Raw genomic sequence first — 17851 nt, forward strand, 5'->3', positions numbered from 1 at the left:
AATTTGCTTATCATTTAGATAACTAATCCAATCCTCTCCAACAAACTCTCTATCTGCTAATACACAATTAATACAATTTGTCGAAGAAAGGTGCAAGCATATCCTATCAATACATATAAAAGAACCACAAACGATTCAATTATAAATAGGTATTTAAAATAATAAGTGCAATAGAATAAATTTAACTAAACAAAAAAAGCTTAACTACTAAGCAGAATTGTATTAATCATACATCGATTAGAATATATTTCACTATTTCTGTATCAGGTTATACTCTATTGCCATTTTAATAGCAGTACTTAGATTAGAAGTTTGGAACTTCTCGATTAAGTTTTTGCGGTGACTCTCTACTGTATGATGGCTGATAAACAACTTCTCTGCTATCTGATTTGTGGTTAAACCTGACGCGGCTTCTATTAAGATTTCTTTCTCACGACGAGTCAATTTTGGGATTTGCTTTAAGCCTACTTCCTCTTTTTTGTCCAAGACTATTTTAGACTGTGAACAAAGGTATTTTTCTCCTGTAAATACAGTTTTAATTCCTGAGATAATCTCTTCTACCGAAGCATTCTTCTGAATATATCCCTTCGCTCCTTCTGCTAAGCTACTATTGATAACCGCATATTCATTGTGTACACTCAACATGATAATCTCTAACTGTGGAAATTTCTGTCTAAGTGGTTTAATTAATTCTAAGGTATTGATATCTGCTAAATTGATATCTAATAGTATAATATCCGTGTCTATAGTTAAGAGCCCTTGCATCATGCTTTCTTTATCCGAAAAACAAGCGACTACTTCTATTTCTGATTGATATCCTAATATATTTTTTAATCCTTCTAATAACAAAGGATGATCGTCTGTAATGGCTACTTTTATCATAATTACTTTTTAGGAAATTTAAATTCCACACTTGTTCCTATATTTTCTTCTGAATGCACAACTAATGTCCCTTTCATAAACTGTATACGCGATTGTATATTGTGGAAGCCTGCTGACTTCTTTAAGTCTAATTTATTAATATCAAAACCTCTTCCATCATCTTCTACTGTGACAATAATCTCGTGTTCTTCTTCTACCAACTGAATAATAATCTGAGAGGCAGCAGCGTGCTTTATAGCGTTGTTTACTAACTCTTGTATAATGCGATATACTAACAATTCTTGATCTTGAGATAGAGAATTCGTATAGCTCAAAAATTCGATATGAATATCTAAAGAATCATTAGACATACGAATTCCAAATTCGTCTAAAGCTTCTTTTAAACCATAGTTAACCAATAAATCAGGCATTAAATTATGTGCTACTTTACGAAGTTCTGTGACTGCAGCATCTATCTGATTAATGGATTTATCTAACCCTTGTTTAGCCTGACCTTCTACTTTATCATTTAACTGCGTAAGATGTAATTTGGTACCTGATAACAGACCACCTAAACCATCGTGTAAATCACGAGCCAAACGCCCTCTCTCCTGTTCTTGTCCTTCTAACAGAGCTGTTAAAGTAGATATTTTTGAGTTTTGCTTTTCTTGTTCTATGGCTAAGTTATGTAGCGTATCTCTCTGTTTCATTGTCTTTAAACGTTGTCTATAGGCATATAACAATAGGAACACGACTAAGATAAAAAATATCATAGAAGCAACGTAGAAGGTATTGAGTTTATCCTTATAAGCCACAATACTCTTATAAGTCAATAAGTCCTTATTCTTCTGTTCTGTTTCTAACTGTGATAGACGTAATTGCTGTGCATTCTTCTGTGCTTCAAGCTCGGAGAACTTTAATCTGCTACGTTGATTCTCTTCTGTCAATTTTAGATTACTCAACAGTTGTTCTCTTTGCTGAGCTAAAGCACTCATCAGTTGAATCTTTTGTGTATTTTGATCCGATTGAAACTGAAGTTTGATCAGCTTCTGTTGTTGTCGTTCTTTATCAAACTCAGCTTCTAATTTCTTTACAATTTGTAGTTTATCTTGGTTATAAAGCTTTTTGAATAATTCCAAATACTCTTGTTGATAGTAAAAAGCTTCTTTATAATTCCCTTGTTCTACATAAATCTCTACTAAGGATTCGTAAATATTCAATTCTATATTGTGATCAACAATACTTGACTTTTGGATAGCCTGTTGCGCTTCTAATAAGTATAATATAGCCGCATCACTATCTCCATTAGTCAAATGGATAGTAGAAATAATACCATACGAGGAAGCTATATGATCTGCTTGGTCTATTTTCAGAGCGATCTGATTAGCTTTTTTAGCGTACTCTAAGGCTTTCGCACGATAGTTATCAGGGAAAGAATATAAATATAAACTCGCTAAATTATTATTGGCAAAAGATAAATCGGATAAGTTATACATCACGTCCTTATTCTGATTAAAGATGTCTATCGATTGCAAGAAATATCGCTCTGCTAAATCTCTATAATTAATATCTGAAGAATGACTCTCATATAAACGATTATACAGATTCCCCATTTGCATAAAGGTCGTAAACTTTACTTGAGGATCTGACTGTGATAAGGCATATTTGAGTGCTGTTTTAGTATATTTCTCATGTAACTCCTTCTCTCCTAACTGACCATAAATAACACCTAACTCACTATTAGCGAATGCTTTTCTCTTATTTAATGTTGGCGAACTACTGGCTGCTTCATAAAGCTTAATAGCTGATATAATACTGTGTACAGCCTTATCTTGCTTGCCATCTCTACTGTATAACCATCCCTCACAATAAGCAACATAGCCCTTAGTCTCGGTATCGTTTAGCTTTAGGCTATACTGTTTGGCTAATTCAAGGCTTTTTACTGCACCTGAATTATTCTCTCTAATACGCCTATTTACAGCCTCTATACAATATAATATACTTACACTATTATAATCTCCTTTTTTTAAGGCTGTATTTAGATTTTTGGTGAATACCTGCTCTGCTTTATCATATTGTTTATTCGCATAAAGAGCAGATATATAAGACACTACCACAGTATTATGAACTGTACCAGTAATTACTTCTGCTTTATACTTTTGTTCCCAACTTTCTAAAGATTGAGCAAGCAAAGGCTCTATGGCAGTAGCCAATAACATAAGTGTCAAAAGAGAAACTCTCTTCATGCTCAACTTTAAATGCGATAAGGTATATAAAGATTTCTTCAAAAAATACAAGATATTAGGTATTACGCTCAATACAAATATATTTATTCTGTTTCTTATTGAAATAAATATCTATAAAAGGCTCATATTGTAGCCCTATTTGATATTTAAACTCTAAGCTTTCATCCCATTGCATCGGAGTATCTTCTTCTGGCCAAATCATAGCCCAACCTCCTGCATATCCATATATTCCCTCATTATGATACATCGGATGGCTCTGCATCCATAAATCTATATAATCATCATTATAGATGGATTGTAAGTCAGATAGATCATCACTATCACAGTCATTATCTTTAACCCACTGTTGAACTTCAACATCACCAAAATGCATCAAATGCTCGAAGTTTGGGTATACTTGTTGAGTTTTAGTCGTTAGAGCTGTGTATTTCTTTAAATCTATTGATTGGATATCCATGGGTTCAAACGAGAATTTTTCATCCTTCTCAATTAAAGCCATCCATTTATTTAGGTATTTGATTATAAAGCTGATACTTTCTTCTTCATTTACATAAGCGACTTGCTCATCACCTGCTATTGCTTTTACAAAAAGGTATGATTCTCTAATCAAAGTCTTCGCTTTCTCTTTTAATTGTTCTAAGTTCATTTATTATTACTTTAGCACTACATCTGATTGCCTTAGTTTCCCTATTAGGTATATTCTAAGCAAATCACGGCTTTATTTATAGTTTGGTTATAGAATAAGAATAACATATCGGCGGCACTCTGTTGAAAGTCATATCCTTCTATCGTAGCGATATGAGGCAATACTTCTCCATTGTGATAAGGTTTTTCTATTATGTTTTCTCCACCGTATTTACAAGCTTCTAAAGGGAGTCCTTCTATATTTAGCTCTTCGAATATACCATGTATCTTCTGTTTTAAACGCTCCATCAAATAGTCTGAATGTTGCCCATTATCCATATCTTCTACTGTAAGTTGGCGCAACCTTTCTAAACTACGGATATCTTCTACGTGTAAGCCTGGTCGGTCATAGTCCTTATCACATAACTTACCATACTTTTGATAATATGCTTTTCGGAGTTGATACACGGTCTCATTCTTATTGTACTCTATCTCTAATTCTGAGTAGTCTTTGGTATAATCTTCTTCTGTTATTACAGTATCTACTGAAAAGTAGTTCCAATCAGCATCAAATTTATATTTCCTATCTATGATATCAAAGCCAAACATATCTGCTTTAGTAAACGTAGTGTGATAATCTGTTGTATCTACTCCTACACAACTGTCATAAATCTCCTTGACAGACACGATGTGTAACCAGGTATCATTAGTAGGGTCAATTAATTTTAAGTTAAAAGAACAGATCGGTAAGAAATACTTCTTATGGTTCTCAATATCATCATAGAATACATCTTCGTATTCAGGGAATAGCTTTATTAAGGAGTTCATTTATATACTCTTTTATTTACTCATCATTCTATTTGCGCCAAGTTTTCATCCATTCCAAATATTCTTGTTGATAAGGATTGTCATTTAAAGTAATGATCATCTCCTCTAATGCTTGACAATCATACTCATAATCTGTTACAGAAAACATCAGAAAGATGTCTTTTCCAGCTATCTGCTTAAAGAAGTCTTCTTGTTTTAATTTGACCAAAATAGCAATACAAGCCTGATACAACGTCTGTTGAAATACTTCAAACTCTTCATCACTTATTTCTTCATATTCTTCTTCTTTAAACTCTCCATCTTCTGTCCAGAAGTCTCCTTCAAGAGCATTGTAAAGTGTATTACAGATAGCAGAGAAGTCTTCATCAGCTCCATCCCCTTCATAACACCACTCAGCAGGTTCATACTTATAGTACACATAATCTTGTTTCGGTTTAGTCTCTAAGTACACTTGTGTATTCGTAGAAGGACAAACGGTCATGGCTCCTTCATCACTATATAGTGCAAAACTGTAGATACCTTCACTCCCATGGGCTGCTACCATTTCTTGAAAAGCTTTACGGGTAGCTGCTTCTATCTCAACTGCTAATGCATTAAAATCTATATTCATTTCTTGTTATTTTTAAGCTTATATTTTAGAAAAGAAGTCAAACTTTTTCTCTGCTATTAATTTAGGTTCTTTATTTGGATGTTCTTCATATACTTCTACACGGACTACTTTCGCATGAGTAGGTATCCTATACTCCTTTTCCTGACTGTAGTTATACCCTGCTATAGAAGCTCCTTCTTTACCAGCTATATGCTTAATATTTACATAGTACTTAAGTGTTATACCATTGCCAAACTGCTCTCCTTGTTCAAAGCGTATCTTAGAAACTTTGCGAATCTGTAATCCTCTAGAACTAATATTCCCTTGTATCCTAAATCGCAACACTTTATCCTCTTTAGAGACTAAAGAAACAGCTGGTGCAAATCTCTCTGTAACCTCCTGATAAGTGGTATAAGTATGTTGTTTACCTGTTTCAGGCACTTCTCTTGTCTCTTGTTTAGGTGCAGTATATATCGTTGAGACTTGTAATGTTTGAGCCTTAGTCTGACAACCAAATAAGCTAAATATAGATGCTAAAATCATAAGGTATTTCATTACTGCATTTTTAAACATATTCACTGGTTAAAAGTAATACTTCTTACCCTATAATAATCTCACTGATAATAGTGGTTTTCTTATTTTACTACTATGCGTATTAAGTAACAAGACCTCTTTATTTATGATAAAGAGGTCTTATATATACCTTAAATAGCGGTCAATCTGTTTTATAAACTACTCATTTTCTTCATAATAATAAGAGTAATCTATTCCTTTCATAAACATTTCTCTACTATATATTTCTTCTGTCAAAGCTTCTTTTAATAAGCCTTTCAACATTTGGCAATCTCTTACACTTTGTATCATCGTTAAATGATAGTCGCTCTTGGCTATTTTACTCCAATCTACACATCTTTTTAATTCTTTTTTTACCATCTGGCGCTATCAATTTCAACTGGGTAGAATACTAACCACTTCACTATTCTCTTTCTTTAATTTAGCTTTAAGATACTTCCAATAATTACGTGTTTTAGTGTAATCATCTTGATCAGTTAGCACCGCAATTATATCCAGAACTGAAAACCACCACTTATTGTTATCTTCGTTCCATATCGCACGCACTTCACGATCATCAAAAAAACGTATTGAAACTTTATCCATAACTTGTTATTACTTTTAACTAAATCTGCATCACAAATTTAAGCATTAATTCTATCTCTTCATTCTTCTAAATACGCTCTACCTGTATTAATATCTATATAATAACTAACTGTTTTATCTTCAAGATTTACTTGAACTAAACCGTCTGAATAGATGTATTTATAAGCCTTCACACCTATATTTTTCTTCTTTATCTGATTGTAAAGTGTATAATTCTCATCCTTCTCTTTCTGCAAGGCATAGATACCTTTAGCAATATCCAAAGCAAGTATAGAAGTGTACTCAGGCTCTATACTCCATAGTTGAGCGTTTTTATCCCATACCCCATACATGCTATCACCTCCTTTGCCTTCTATATTGACAACATATAGTTCATCACTACTGGTATAGTACTTTACTGAAGCGACCTTCTGATGAGGTATAACCATTTCTTTAGCAGGCCATACAAGCCTACCGATTTGATCTGATACCTTAAAACTATCCAAATCAAGCTGTTCTAGTATTTGCCCATTTATATCTAAATACAGCCAATCATAAGCCCAAATATCGTCATCATAATTAAAAACACCTATTAAAAAATAAGGAGAATTGTGAATAGAATACACAAGGGTGGCATTCTTTATAAAAACAATTTGTTCTGTTGTAGCCTGTTTAATTTCTTTTGGAAAGGCTTTATCATATTGCGGATACGAGTAGACACTTCCAGTATTTCTATCTTTTAATAACTTAGGAACAATTGGTTCAAATCGTTCTTGCATCAACTGATCAAGTATAAGGTCTTCATTACCGTACTTTATAGTAAGTGTATTAACACCTTCTAAGCCCTGATTTATTGCTTTCTTCTGCTGTATATTATAAATAGAAAAAGTGCCATTACAACCTTTTATAAATCGCTTATCAGCTAAGGTTGTGATGATATCAGACTCCTTTTTCTTTAGATATTGATTCTTAATTACATAAAGTGTCTCATTCCAATAAATATGCTCACCATCTACTGCTTCAGGATTTAGAGTGTAACTATCTTCTAAATAAGGGACTTCTTTTTGCAGTAAGACCTGTTTGGTTTCAATCACCCCAATCTCTATACTATGATAGGTTTGTTCTTTTTTAATAGCTCCACCTAAGATATTCCACTCCCAATTCCAGATAGGCATCTTTCTCTCGTATTCCCTCTGTTTCTTATAGAATGTCAGTCCATTCACCAATTCTATCTCTATTTCACTCTCTCCTACTTCAAGTACTTCTTTTCCAGTGGTATCTATAACAACAGAAGCTCCCTTATTATTTATAACCATCGCATAACCTGTCGAAGTATAAGTAGATGCGCTTTTATACTTTATCCCGTTAAAAGGCTTTAAATTATTCCTATTAACATAGATAAAGTCACTCTGTTTAGTTAAAAACGGAATAAGTTGAGTAGGTTCTACTTGAGACATATTTAAAAAGGATTTGTCTTTTCTCAATTGAGTATAAGTTATGATAGATATCAATATCAAAAGGGTACTTAATACAGCTACTTTCATACTTTTCATTTTGTATTGGATAAGTAACAATATTAAAGAGATAAGCAAAAGGAGTCAATCCCTATTAGTGGGGATGTTTTTAATATTTATTAGCTCTATTTTTTTTAAATAAAAACACCTTTTTTATTAAACTAAGATACATATAGTCAGTAGATATAGTAAAAAAAGCTTAATAAAAATGTAAATATTTAAACTAATTTAGGCTTTGAATTACTGCATATAGCTAAACAAAAATAGTCTTTTTGATAAATTAATGTATTTTTGTAAATATTATTAGCAAATATATCATGGAGAAAGCAGTAAAACCTGAAGAACCTCTTTTCTATATAGGACTATTAATAGTCTTAATTTATTTCATCTATTTATACTTTTTAGATACTAAACAAAAAAGAAATAGTACTAAGAAAATAGAATCTTTTGAAAATAAAATACTCAAAGCAAAACAGAATTACTTAAGCATTAATCAATTACTAAAAGATGAATTGACTAAATACTATTCTGTTGATTGGGTTGAAAGTGCATTCAACGGACATATTTATAAAGATATGCCTTTAGTACTACTTAAAGTTGCTTTAGGGACACCGAAAGATATCGTTTTTAATGGGTCGCAAGGGCAAGTTTGGAAATATGATTTAAAACAAGGATATAAGCTACTTATCAATATATGGGATGATCAGATCACTACTTGGCAACAAATAAATTAAAAGCAAATGAATAAAAAAGAATCATATACTATATTAGGCCTTGAAGAAAATGCTTCTCTTGATGAAATTAAGCTAGCTTATAGAAAATTAGCAAAACAATATCATCCTGATAGAACTGGTGGTAATGAGTTTTTTACTAATATGTTCAGAAAAATTAATCAAGCATATGAAAATCTTCTCTCTGCCAATGATCTAGATAACAACTATACAACAGACTCTACTAAAGAAAACAATAAACATAAAAAAGTAATTATAAATTCAAATGTTGAGAAATGGATTGAGAAACGTCATCAACTATTTGATTTTATAGGCTACTCAGAAGAGCAATTAGACTATTTAAAAAAAAGAAAAACAAAAAGAGCTTTATCATTAAGTAATATCTTAAAACTAGCAGGTATTGCCTTACTAATTGCTATTGTCTTCAACCCTTACGGAATAGAAAAAGTAACAGCTAAACCGAAAGATATCTTAACTATAAAAAGGAAAACAACTTCTAAAACTAGCTTATATCCTTCTCCTGATAGTCAAACGCATCCTATAAGTGAATTAGCAGAAGGACAACCTTTAGATAGTATTGGCGCTACTAAGTATTTTTTTAAGGTTCAGGTTCTGAATGGAGATAATATACAAACTGGCTATGTCTTAAAACGCAAAATAAGTAAATAAAAAGACTATGAATGCAAATTATTATAATCTTTTAGATAAAAAAGAAAGTCTAAAAAAGGATAATAGAGATATGTTAATCGCTGGAATAATTGGTGTTCTATTAGCATATTTTATGATAACAAGACCATCCTACCCTTCAAAAGACTCTTTTACATGGAGCAATCTATTATCACTTTATGCTATGGCTTTTTATATTGGCTTTTCGTTTGTAGCTGGTTGGAAAGTACTACATAATTTTACTGGTAAATTCTTTTTATTTTTACCTCTTATAGGCTGGGTTATTTATTTATTTTTAAAAATAGCCTTATCACTAATTATTGGTTCTTATTTATATGGTATATTTCGTTTTTTCAATAACTCATACCAAACTTATCTAATTGATAAACAAATATCAGGTTATTAAAATATTATTCATACTTAAAACACCATAAGTCATGGTAAGCTTAAAGGATATTGGAACATTTAAAACAGTTCCGCCTATTGTCAATGCAATTATAACAGGAGATATTCCCTTCTTAGATCAGTATTATACTGAAGGTTGGGATATTGAGAAGCAGATTTCATTAAGCAAGTATATTGATGAGTCTCCTTTAGATTTAGCTTTGATCATGGAGAACTTTGATGCTGTCAAATGGCTTATTAGTAAAGGAGTGAATCTAAATGTAAAAGGTAGTCCTAGTTTTTTAAACGCTGTACGTTATTGCAAGGCGGATATTATTAGTTATCTCGTAGCTCATGGTGCTAAGATAAACGAAATAAATCACCTTAAATCCGAAGCTTTTGAACAAGCGCTATATGGCAAATCTTATGACAATTTACCTATTATTCACCACTTAGGACATAACGTAGAGAAGTACGGTGGTTTAGCATTTCGTCAAGCAGTTAGCGATCGCAACTATAAAGTTTTAGATTTCTTTATTTCTCACAATGTTGACATCAATTATAATAAATCGGATATGGTGTATCCCTTTAAGCCTACTCCACTATGTGTAGCTGCAAGATATGTAGACCTACAGATGTGTAAATATCTTATCAAACACAGTGCAGATGTAACGCTCGCTGAGAAAGACGGTATGCGTCCATACAGTATTGCTTTAGAGAAAGGAGATCATGAAATGGCGGAGTACTTTAAGTCTATAGAACCTACAGATTTTCATAATCTAAGCAATAAACTCCTTGAACTTAAGCCTTTTAAATTACCTAAAGTACTTTTGGAGTTCTTACAAGGAGATAATTTACGCATTGACTTACCAGATTCAGACTTTGAGTATATTGAGTTCTTTACCTTACTAGAGACAGTTCCATTCAAGTTTGGAAGGCAGAAACTACTTCGTCTTTCTAAACAAACTGGTGACTATACAGATGTAAATATCGTTTGGAATCCAAAGACTAAGAAAATAGCTTGCTACGATTTAGAACACCAAGAACTTATAGATATATGTACTTTCGAAGAGTTTATTACAAGTCCAGTGCCTCAATTAGATAAGTATTTTGGTTAGATTATTCTTATTTTGAGAATCATAGCTTTCTTCTTATTTCATCTATGTTTAAAGTGATTTCTTTTAGCAGTTCTTCATTAGTAAAAACTTCTGATCCTCCAGTAATATAGATATTAATAAGCTTCTCGACTTGTCCCTTTCGCCATTCTATCTCTCCTTTTATGTCTTTATCTTTGACTGCTCTACTTATTTCTTTATGGTATAAAAGAGAGCCATTAACCACTCTTTGTTTAGTACGTAAGTACCCCTCTACCCTGTCTTCATCTATAGCCAATAAAGGAGACTTCACCTTTTGAACATAGAACTCTCTTTCTTCTTTATTATCTAATTGCTCATTGATAAAAGCCCCTAATTGACTTAGGTTCTCTATCCACACCCATTTATTAAAATTATGAGCAAAGGCAATCTCTTTTATTTGATCACATACACTTAATGACATTTTCAAATCATTTGGTACAATATATAACCAATAGGCTAAATCAGATAAGTTAGATAGAGATACTGTAGAGTTAAAATTAACTCCTTTTCTTGCTCTATTAATACATGTTTTTATCTGCCTGATGTTGCCATAGGCTTCGTACATTTGATCTAAATCCATAAGTTTTCTGTTTTACACCATTAAATAACAATATTAAAGAGATTAATAAGAATACACAATCCCTATAAGTGGGAATGTTTTTTAATTCCTATATCCTAACTATTGTTTTATATTTACTAGATACGAGTAGCAAAGTTTTGTACTTTAGTATTACCTTCTAAATAAGAATTCCTCTTAACCGATTGAACTTATAATATTCTTTTAAGATAATTCACTAATTCTAAAACATTAAAAATATTACTATGCATTTATACCCAACAATAGAAGAAGTCTTTGACGCACCAATGGATTTTTATAAAACAGTATTCTTTCCTTTATTGACACTTGATCTTAACACCATGAATAAAGGCGAAGGTAAAGTCCATTTTATTACTATTTGAGGTAATGGTAATCCTGAACTAGACTACAAAGACAATTTGTTTAATTATAATTCTATAAGATTTGATTGGACAGGTGATAAATACAGCGAAATTGGTGAGGATGAAATAAGCCTCTATATAGATCGAAAACAAAATCAAGTCTTCCAAAAATTTAATTGGTCATAATTAGAAGACTTACTTGATTGAATCAAAAAAGGCTACCGTAGGGTAACCTTTTTCTTTGTTTGTAGTTTGTAATATGTGTATAAGAATTTTCTTCTTATTTATTTCCTTTAGCATAGTCAGCTAAGAACTGAGCTAATCCATTATCAGTTAATGGATGTTTTAAAAGACCTGTGATAGCACTTAAAGGTCCTGTCATTACATCCGCACCTAACTTAGCACAGTTCACGATGTGCATAGTATGGCGTACAGACGCAGCTAAGATTTGTGTTTCAAATCCGTAGTTATCATAGATAAGACGGATATCTTCGATTAATGTTAGACCGTCAGTAGAGATATCATCTAATCTTCCAATGAATGGAGAAACATAAGTAGCACCAGCTTTAGCCGCTAATAAAGCTTGCCCTGCAGAGAATACTAATGTTACATTAGTTTTGATTCCTTTAGAAGAAAAGTATTTACATGCTTTTACTCCTTCTTTAGTCATTGGTAATTTTACTACGATCTGAGGATTAAGTGCAGCTAGTTGCTCACCTTCTTTAATCATCCCTTCGTAATCTACAGAAATAACCTCTGCACTTACATCACCTTCTACTATCTCACAGATAGCTTTGTAGTGATTTAAAATGTTTTCAGCTCCTGTGATTCCTTCTTTAGCCATTAAGGAAGGGTTAGTGGTAACACCATCTAATACCCCCAGTGCCTCAGCTTCTCTAATTTGATCCAAATTAGCTGTGTCAATAAAAAACTTCATAATCTATATTATTATATTATGTTATGTTGTAACCCAAAAGTACGATATATATTCATCACTAAAGCGATTCTTAGAGAGTTTTTACAACAATACTTACACCTCTAATCCCTATTCACTGAGTCCCAAATAGTAATGATTTCCCTTTATTAGCCTTTAATCTTGTAGTGATTCATCAGCATCTTCTCATACACCTTCCCTGGTAATATTTTTTTAAGGATTAATGAGAACTTTTGCAAAGGCTCCCCTACTTTATACCTCACTTTTGGCTTAGGTGTATTGATCACTTTATGAATAGCTTTAGCCATCTCTATTGGATCTCCACCACTGTCCACATGCTCATCCATCATATCTAATGACATTTGGTAAACTTCTTTATAAACCGAATTGTCTAATACAGGAGCATGATAGCGCCCTGCCGCAATATTAGTTGCAAAATCACCTGGTGCTACATTAGTCACTTCTACATTAAATGGCTTTAACTCCATTCGCATAGCTTCTGTAATTAACTCAAGAGCACCTTTAGAAGAAGAATAGATCCCTCTAAATGGCAATCCCATATATCCTGCTATCGAAGTAACATTAATGATTAAACCTTCTTTTCTAGCACGCATATGAGGCAATACAGCTTTCATAACTTCAATCGGTCCAAATACATTTGTTTGGAAGTTATTTAAGATTTGATCAGCAGGAATTTCTTCTATTGGTCCCGTGATTCCTACACCAGCATTATTGATTAACACATCTATTTTTCCTTCTATCGCAATGACTTCTTCTATAGCAGATTGAATACTAGCCGTATCACGTACATCTAAGCGTACTAAAGGAATTTTTGAATCTACTACTCTCTCAGGATTTCTACTTGTTCCATATACTTTACACCCATGCTGTGTCAAATATTCTCCTACACTCCTACCTATACCAGAAGATCCTCCTGTAATAAAAACGATTTTACTCATTGTATTTCTTGATTTAGAACAAAGATAAAAATATTCAATGAAGAATACTTACTGTCGCTTTGTTGTTTTCTTTTTCTATTCCCCTAGAGCCTCTACACCTACCGTTCACTGTAAACTGTAAACCATAAACTGTCAACCAAGCAAAACATAGTAATTCTTCTTATCTTTACCCCAAACACATTAAGACTCACTCATGAATAAAATTATATTAGCTGCTAGCCTATTAGCACTTAGTATGTCAATGACTAGCTGTAAAACAACTAGTTCTATTTCAAATAACCAAACAGTTACTTCTACTTATTGGCAAGAAATATCTGCTGACTCTATGGCTGTAAACCTAAAAGTATTAGCCTCAGAAGAATTTGAAGGAAGAAGAACAGGAGAACCTGGACAAAAAAAAGCAACTGAATATATTACCAACTTCTATAAAAAGAGAAATATAGCGTATCCTAAACAAGCTGAAGGCTACCTACAGCCTGTTCCTAGTGCTTTTATGAGAAATAGCATGATGAGATTAAAGGATAGCGAAAATATTATGGCTTTTATAGAAGGAAGTGAAAAACCTGAAGAAGTACTAGTCATCTCAGCTCACTTTGACCATATGGGAATATTACTTGACAAAATCTACTATGGTGCTGATGACAATGGCTCAGGTACAGTAGCTGTAATGGAATTAGCTCGTGTATTTAAAGACCTTGAAAGCAAAGGAATAAAACCTAAAAGATCTATTCTATTCTTACATGTAACAGGAGAAGAATTTGGACTATTTGGGTCTGAGTACTATGTACAAAACCCTATTATACCATTAGAAAATATCGTAGCGAATATTAATATCGATATGATTGGGCGTACAAGTGATAAGTATAAGAAAGATGGAGACTATATTTATGTAGTAGGCGCTGATAGATTGAGTAAAGAATTACATCAAATGTCTGAGCAATCAAATGCAAACTCAGTCAATATCGATCTTGATTATACTTATAACGATGTCAATCATCCTGAACAAATTTACTATCGTTCTGACCATTACAGTTTCGCAAAGCACAATATCCCTGCTATGTTCTACTTTAATGGAACACATGCTGACTATCATCAACCGACTGATACCTATGACAAAATAGAGTTTGAATTAATGAAAAAACGCACACAATTAGCTTTTGCTACAGCATGGACTATTCTAAATGCAGAGCACAAACCTAGTTTAGACTAAATATAACGCTAAATCTCTTTTAGATATGAAAATGATTTGGATCAAAACTATAGATATAAGTTTATTTCTATTGTGTACCATTAATCTGATTCTATGGATCATGCGTGGCTTATACGTTATCGGAACGAATACTTCTGAGACCTTTCAATGGATCTATGAAGAAGCATATACCCCGATGCTATATGCCTTATTTATCCTACCTGTCTTAGTAGTAGCAACCATGATTAATAGAAAGTTCTCAATACAATCCTTTATCTTTTTATCCTTAAAATGTTTAGTGATTAACTTCTTTTTGATCTTTGTGTTGAAGTAAAAATGTACTCCTTAGCAAATTTCACCAGATATAAGAAATCTCCTATATCTAGAATTATAATAATAGCAAAGCCCATTCGATGAGTGGGCTTTCTAATATCTATTTTATCACTCCTCTATTAAGTAATAATTCTATCATCTTCTCTATGTCTTCCTTGCTAAACTTCTCTGCTTTTGACTTAAAGCCAGTTTGCTTAATCTTCCAATCTTTCATTGCTTGATACACAAAATCAACATTAGTTGTTTTTAAATCCTTAGATGAAGATTTACTATGAGAGAAAAGTGGCTGATGGAAAACACAAAATGCTTGTATTAAACAATGTAAGAAACAAATTAGTATAACGTATATGTGCATGCGTTCAAAACAGAAAAATGTATGTAGTGAAACAAGTAGCTTAATCAAAAGCTATAAATAACGGATATAATTATAGAGGATAATATGTATTATTCCAGGTATGGCTATGTCTTAGATTATTGAATTATTATCAGAAAAACTAAAATAAATATTATGAATTATTTTTTGCTTTTATCATAGTAATCGCTTAATAGATACCTCGCGTATTTTGAGTTAAATAAAAATCCCCTAATGTTATCCTATAACAAGGGGATTTTTATTTTCTCTTATTTCGTAAAGCTTCTTTTTTAATTTGAATAAATTTAGGTAGTTTCTTCTCAAAGAAGCTCTTCTTATCCTTTACTGGAGCAAAAGCTAACAGAGCTTCAACTAACTGATACACTTTAGTCTGATTCTTGTCTGGTCTACTATTATCACCATTATCAATAGCTTTTGCATTCACACAAGCTTGTTCTACATCTTGGATAAACAACAACGGCAGTAACCTCCCCTATAAATCGCACCAACTTTTTCTTTTAAATCACTACAGCTTACATCCTCTATTCCTTGGAAATTTTGCTTCTGATGCAGATATAACCATACCTCAAAACAAGGATTACTAAAAACAACATGAAGATTAGGAATATCTCTACAGATCTGTTCAATAGTTTTTAAACTATTAGCAGACCAACGATCTATATCCAAAACAAACCATATCTGATCTTCTTCGTCAAGATTATGTTCAGCCATATAATTCTTAACCCTCTCTAACACCCACTCAGGTGATGATTTTGTTTCTGGTTGTAATTCTTCTCCATCTACTGTATCTTTTTTACCAATAATATCTACTTTGACTCTACTTGACAAATGTTCAAAAACTTCAAAATACTCTGGTTCACGTTTTCCTCCTTCACAACCTATAGCAAATAAACGATAATCTCTTAATCGCTCTGGGGATACATCTCTACTATATCCTCGTTTCTTTCTTTCACCTACACCTGCCATAACTTAGTTATAATTTTGATCAGCAATATTCTCATATACTTCATCCTCCAAGTCCCAACTTAATTTCTCTAAATCACCTGTAAAAGGAATCGCTCCAAAACGCCCTTGTAAGTAGCCTTTCTTAATATCTAAATCACTTCTTGGTTTAAAATCATTTAAAGAGTATATCTGTGATGCCTTTGTTTCTTCGCTTTTTTCTACAAACCATATCTCATCTTGTCTTAGCATATTTAAATCTAATAAATTAGATTCATGTGTTGTAAAAATCAATTGCCCCATTACTTCATTATCCGCTAAAAATCGCGCTAACAAAGTCTTTAATAACACAGGATGTAAACTCTGATCTATTTCATCTATTATATACGTTACATCTGTAAGTAATACACTAACTAAAGCTGGTATGAAATCGAATAAACGTTTTGTTCCATCCGACTCTTCTTGTAATTCAAAAGGAACTTCAATACCATTAATATCTAAATGTTGCGCTATTAATTTTTTAACCACAACATCTCCATTATCATTTTTTGTAATTACTACATTGCTTTCAAGTGAAGGATCATAAAGGCTTACACTATTTTCTTCTTCTAAAGTTATTAAAATATTTTCCTTACTTTTTTTGTAATCTTCCCCAAAATACTGATCAAAAGGAATCTCTTGCTCTTCTAATCTTTCAATTCCAGTGTTAAAGCTGTTTAATAGGTTATTGGCTAGGTGTTTAAAACTTTGTCTATAAGAATATAACTCTGTCAATCCTGCAAACTTAGTTTCAGGATAAATAACAATTATATTCTCTACAATTTCATCCCAAACAGAAGATACAATATCGTGGTTAAGAATATCATATTTGCTCAATAGTAACTGATTAAGTAAAAGTATATTGTCTTCTAATAATTGAATTAACAACTGATTCTTTTTAGTCTTAACAAAGCTTTTTTCGAACTGTATAGCTGTTTTATTTTCTGTTGTTCTCTGTCTATGGAAAACTAACTTATCTTCTTTTATATTACCCGTTTCATACAAATACTCTTCTAAGATAGTTACTCCATCTATTCTTACGCCATACGAGTAAAACTTATTTTCTACTGTGATTTCAATTTCGAAAAAAACAGGCTTAGAAAGATACGATTGATCTAACTTAAACTTTTTAGAATTGACAGATTGTGTAACTTCTCCTTCCTCAACAAGGTCTTTTAAATAACTAATTGCCTTTATAAGATTAGATTTTCCTGCTCCATTAGCGCCATAAATAGCTCCTGCACGCAATAATTTAACAGGATAATCATACACATGATTAGTGTGTGTTCTTAAGTTTCCCGCTATCATATTAAATTCAGTCTCTTCTCTAAAAGATAAAAAGTTCTCTACTAACCTGAGTTCGATTAATATTAATGCATAAAAAAAGGTAAAAATCCGTATATTTAAGTATCTGAAATTTAAATATA

At 32.2% G+C, this 17851-nt stretch carries 21 protein-coding genes; 6 read left to right on the forward strand and 15 right to left on the reverse strand.

The features are described 5' to 3' along the window. Positions 1–252 precede the first annotated feature (252 nt). The 9 genes from HX049_RS17245 to HX049_RS17285 form a co-directional block, all read right to left on the reverse strand. Positions 253–882: a response regulator transcription factor gene (locus HX049_RS17245; RefSeq protein ID WP_286417501.1), complete on the reverse strand. Its 630-nt coding sequence runs from the start codon at positions 880–882 to the stop codon at positions 253–255. 2 nt (positions 883–884) lie between these two features. Further along, a complete protein-coding gene (locus tag HX049_RS17250) occupies positions 885–3179 on the reverse strand; it encodes an ATP-binding protein (protein WP_435793531.1) in 2295 nt (764 codons plus the stop codon). Beyond that, positions 3163–3753: a hypothetical protein gene (locus tag HX049_RS17255; protein WP_286417504.1), complete on the reverse strand. Its 591-nt coding sequence runs from the start codon at positions 3751–3753 to the stop codon at positions 3163–3165. The genes HX049_RS17250 and HX049_RS17255 overlap by 17 nt, the downstream gene beginning before the upstream one ends. Positions 3754–3797: 44 nt before the next feature. Further along, positions 3798–4559, reverse strand: a complete 762-nt coding sequence (locus tag HX049_RS17260; RefSeq protein WP_286417505.1) for a hypothetical protein — start codon at positions 4557–4559, stop codon at positions 3798–3800. 28 nt (positions 4560–4587) lie between these two features. Further along, positions 4588–5169, reverse strand: a complete 582-nt coding sequence (locus HX049_RS17265; protein WP_286417506.1) for a DUF4303 domain-containing protein — start codon at positions 5167–5169, stop codon at positions 4588–4590. An 18-nt stretch (positions 5170–5187) separates the two neighbouring features. Beyond that, a complete protein-coding gene (locus tag HX049_RS17270) occupies positions 5188–5721 on the reverse strand; it encodes a hypothetical protein (RefSeq protein WP_286417508.1) in 534 nt (177 codons plus the stop codon). 159 nt (positions 5722–5880) lie between these two features. Beyond that, a complete protein-coding gene (locus tag HX049_RS17275) occupies positions 5881–6012 on the reverse strand; it encodes a hypothetical protein (protein WP_286417510.1) in 132 nt (43 codons plus the stop codon). An 84-nt stretch (positions 6013–6096) separates the two neighbouring features. Next, positions 6097–6306, reverse strand: coding sequence for a hypothetical protein (locus tag HX049_RS17280; protein ID WP_286417511.1), 210 nt, complete (start codon positions 6304–6306; stop codon positions 6097–6099). Positions 6307–6365: 59 nt separating this feature from the next. After that, positions 6366–7829: a hypothetical protein gene (locus HX049_RS17285; RefSeq protein ID WP_286417513.1), complete on the reverse strand. Its 1464-nt coding sequence runs from the start codon at positions 7827–7829 to the stop codon at positions 6366–6368. A gap of 287 nt (positions 7830–8116) precedes the next feature. Here HX049_RS17285 and HX049_RS17290 point away from each other — a divergent pair, with 287 nt between their 5' ends. Genes HX049_RS17290 through HX049_RS17305 form a run of 4 tightly spaced genes read left to right on the forward strand, consistent with a single transcriptional unit; the run spans position 8117 to position 10698 of the window. Beyond that, positions 8117–8533, forward strand: coding sequence for a hypothetical protein (locus HX049_RS17290; protein WP_286417515.1), 417 nt, complete (start codon positions 8117–8119; stop codon positions 8531–8533). A 6-nt stretch (positions 8534–8539) separates the two neighbouring features. Next, positions 8540–9199 carry a J domain-containing protein gene (locus HX049_RS17295; RefSeq protein ID WP_286417516.1) on the forward strand — a complete coding sequence of 220 codons (660 nt, stop codon included), beginning with the start codon at positions 8540–8542 and terminating at the stop codon, positions 9197–9199. Positions 9200–9206: 7 nt separating this feature from the next. Beyond that, positions 9207–9602: a hypothetical protein gene (locus HX049_RS17300; RefSeq protein ID WP_286417517.1), complete on the forward strand. Its 396-nt coding sequence runs from the start codon at positions 9207–9209 to the stop codon at positions 9600–9602. Positions 9603–9633: 31 nt separating this feature from the next. Then, complete coding sequence (locus tag HX049_RS17305; protein WP_286417518.1) at positions 9634–10698, forward strand: ankyrin repeat domain-containing protein; 1065 nt, start codon at positions 9634–9636, stop codon at positions 10696–10698. A 19-nt stretch (positions 10699–10717) separates the two neighbouring features. Here the strand turns inward: HX049_RS17305 and HX049_RS17310 are convergent, their stop codons facing one another. The 3 genes from HX049_RS17310 to HX049_RS17320 form a co-directional block, all read right to left on the reverse strand. After that, complete coding sequence (locus tag HX049_RS17310) at positions 10718–11296, reverse strand: DUF6707 family protein (protein WP_286417519.1); 579 nt, start codon at positions 11294–11296, stop codon at positions 10718–10720. Positions 11297–11935: 639 nt separating this feature from the next. Then, on the reverse strand, positions 11936–12592 hold the full coding sequence (fsa, locus tag HX049_RS17315; protein WP_006258898.1) for a fructose-6-phosphate aldolase: 657 nt from the start codon (positions 12590–12592) through the stop codon (positions 11936–11938). Between the two features lie 146 nt (positions 12593–12738). Continuing rightward, complete coding sequence (locus tag HX049_RS17320) at positions 12739–13548, reverse strand: SDR family oxidoreductase (RefSeq protein WP_286417521.1); 810 nt, start codon at positions 13546–13548, stop codon at positions 12739–12741. A 193-nt stretch (positions 13549–13741) separates the two neighbouring features. On the opposite strand from HX049_RS17320, the gene HX049_RS17325 reads away from it, so the two are divergent. After that, positions 13742–14758 (forward strand): M28 family metallopeptidase, encoded by a 1017-nt coding sequence (locus tag HX049_RS17325; protein ID WP_286417523.1) that lies wholly within the window; start codon positions 13742–13744, stop codon positions 14756–14758. A 25-nt stretch (positions 14759–14783) separates the two neighbouring features. Beyond that, a complete protein-coding gene (locus tag HX049_RS17330; protein ID WP_286417525.1) occupies positions 14784–15071 on the forward strand; it encodes a hypothetical protein in 288 nt (95 codons plus the stop codon). A 610-nt stretch (positions 15072–15681) separates the two neighbouring features. Here HX049_RS17330 and HX049_RS17335 read toward each other — a convergent pair. The 3 genes from HX049_RS17335 to HX049_RS17345 all read right to left on the reverse strand — a co-directional run. Further along, positions 15682–15867, reverse strand: coding sequence for a hypothetical protein (locus HX049_RS17335; RefSeq protein WP_286417527.1), 186 nt, complete (start codon positions 15865–15867; stop codon positions 15682–15684). 11 nt (positions 15868–15878) lie between these two features. Next, a complete protein-coding gene (locus HX049_RS17340) occupies positions 15879–16409 on the reverse strand; it encodes an RloB family protein (protein WP_286417528.1) in 531 nt (176 codons plus the stop codon). Between the two features lie 3 nt (positions 16410–16412). Next, positions 16413–17851 (reverse strand): AAA family ATPase (locus tag HX049_RS17345; protein ID WP_286417531.1); only part of this gene is annotated, 1439 nt, incomplete at its 5' end.

The organism is Myroides odoratimimus (genome assembly GCF_030326305.1).
Classification (GTDB): domain Bacteria; phylum Bacteroidota; class Bacteroidia; order Flavobacteriales; family Flavobacteriaceae; genus Flavobacterium; species Flavobacterium odoratimimum_A.

Bases quoted from the DNA above. Each gene is read 5' to 3' on its own strand.
- HX049_RS17245 (WP_286417501.1), bottom strand. From the start codon at position 882: ATGATAAAAGTAGCCATTACAGACGATCATCCTTTGTTATTAGAAGGA.
- HX049_RS17255 (WP_286417504.1), bottom strand. From the start codon at position 3,753: ATGAACTTAGAACAATTAAAAGAGAAAGCGAAGACTTTGATTAGAGAA.
- HX049_RS17260 (WP_286417505.1), bottom strand. From the start codon at position 4,559: ATGAACTCCTTAATAAAGCTATTCCCTGAATACGAAGATGTATTCTAT.
- HX049_RS17265 (WP_286417506.1), bottom strand. From the start codon at position 5,169: ATGAATATAGATTTTAATGCATTAGCAGTTGAGATAGAAGCAGCTACC.
- HX049_RS17270 (WP_286417508.1), bottom strand. From the start codon at position 5,721: ATGTTTAAAAATGCAGTAATGAAATACCTTATGATTTTAGCATCTATA.
- HX049_RS17275 (WP_286417510.1), bottom strand. From the start codon at position 6,012: ATGATACAAAGTGTAAGAGATTGCCAAATGTTGAAAGGCTTATTAAAA.
- HX049_RS17280 (WP_286417511.1), bottom strand. From the start codon at position 6,306: ATGGATAAAGTTTCAATACGTTTTTTTGATGATCGTGAAGTGCGTGCG.
- HX049_RS17285 (WP_286417513.1), bottom strand. From the start codon at position 7,829: ATGAAAGTAGCTGTATTAAGTACCCTTTTGATATTGATATCTATCATA.
- HX049_RS17290 (WP_286417515.1), top strand. From the start codon at position 8,117: ATGGAGAAAGCAGTAAAACCTGAAGAACCTCTTTTCTATATAGGACTA.
- HX049_RS17295 (WP_286417516.1), top strand. From the start codon at position 8,540: ATGAATAAAAAAGAATCATATACTATATTAGGCCTTGAAGAAAATGCT.
- HX049_RS17300 (WP_286417517.1), top strand. From the start codon at position 9,207: ATGAATGCAAATTATTATAATCTTTTAGATAAAAAAGAAAGTCTAAAA.
- HX049_RS17305 (WP_286417518.1), top strand. From the start codon at position 9,634: ATGGTAAGCTTAAAGGATATTGGAACATTTAAAACAGTTCCGCCTATT.
- HX049_RS17310 (WP_286417519.1), bottom strand. From the start codon at position 11,296: ATGGATTTAGATCAAATGTACGAAGCCTATGGCAACATCAGGCAGATA.
- fsa (WP_006258898.1), bottom strand. From the start codon at position 12,592: ATGAAGTTTTTTATTGACACAGCTAATTTGGATCAAATTAGAGAAGCT.
- HX049_RS17320 (WP_286417521.1), bottom strand. From the start codon at position 13,548: ATGAGTAAAATCGTTTTTATTACAGGAGGATCTTCTGGTATAGGTAGG.
- HX049_RS17325 (WP_286417523.1), top strand. From the start codon at position 13,742: ATGAATAAAATTATATTAGCTGCTAGCCTATTAGCACTTAGTATGTCA.
- HX049_RS17330 (WP_286417525.1), top strand. From the start codon at position 14,784: ATGAAAATGATTTGGATCAAAACTATAGATATAAGTTTATTTCTATTG.
- HX049_RS17340 (WP_286417528.1), bottom strand. From the start codon at position 16,409: ATGGCAGGTGTAGGTGAAAGAAAGAAACGAGGATATAGTAGAGATGTA.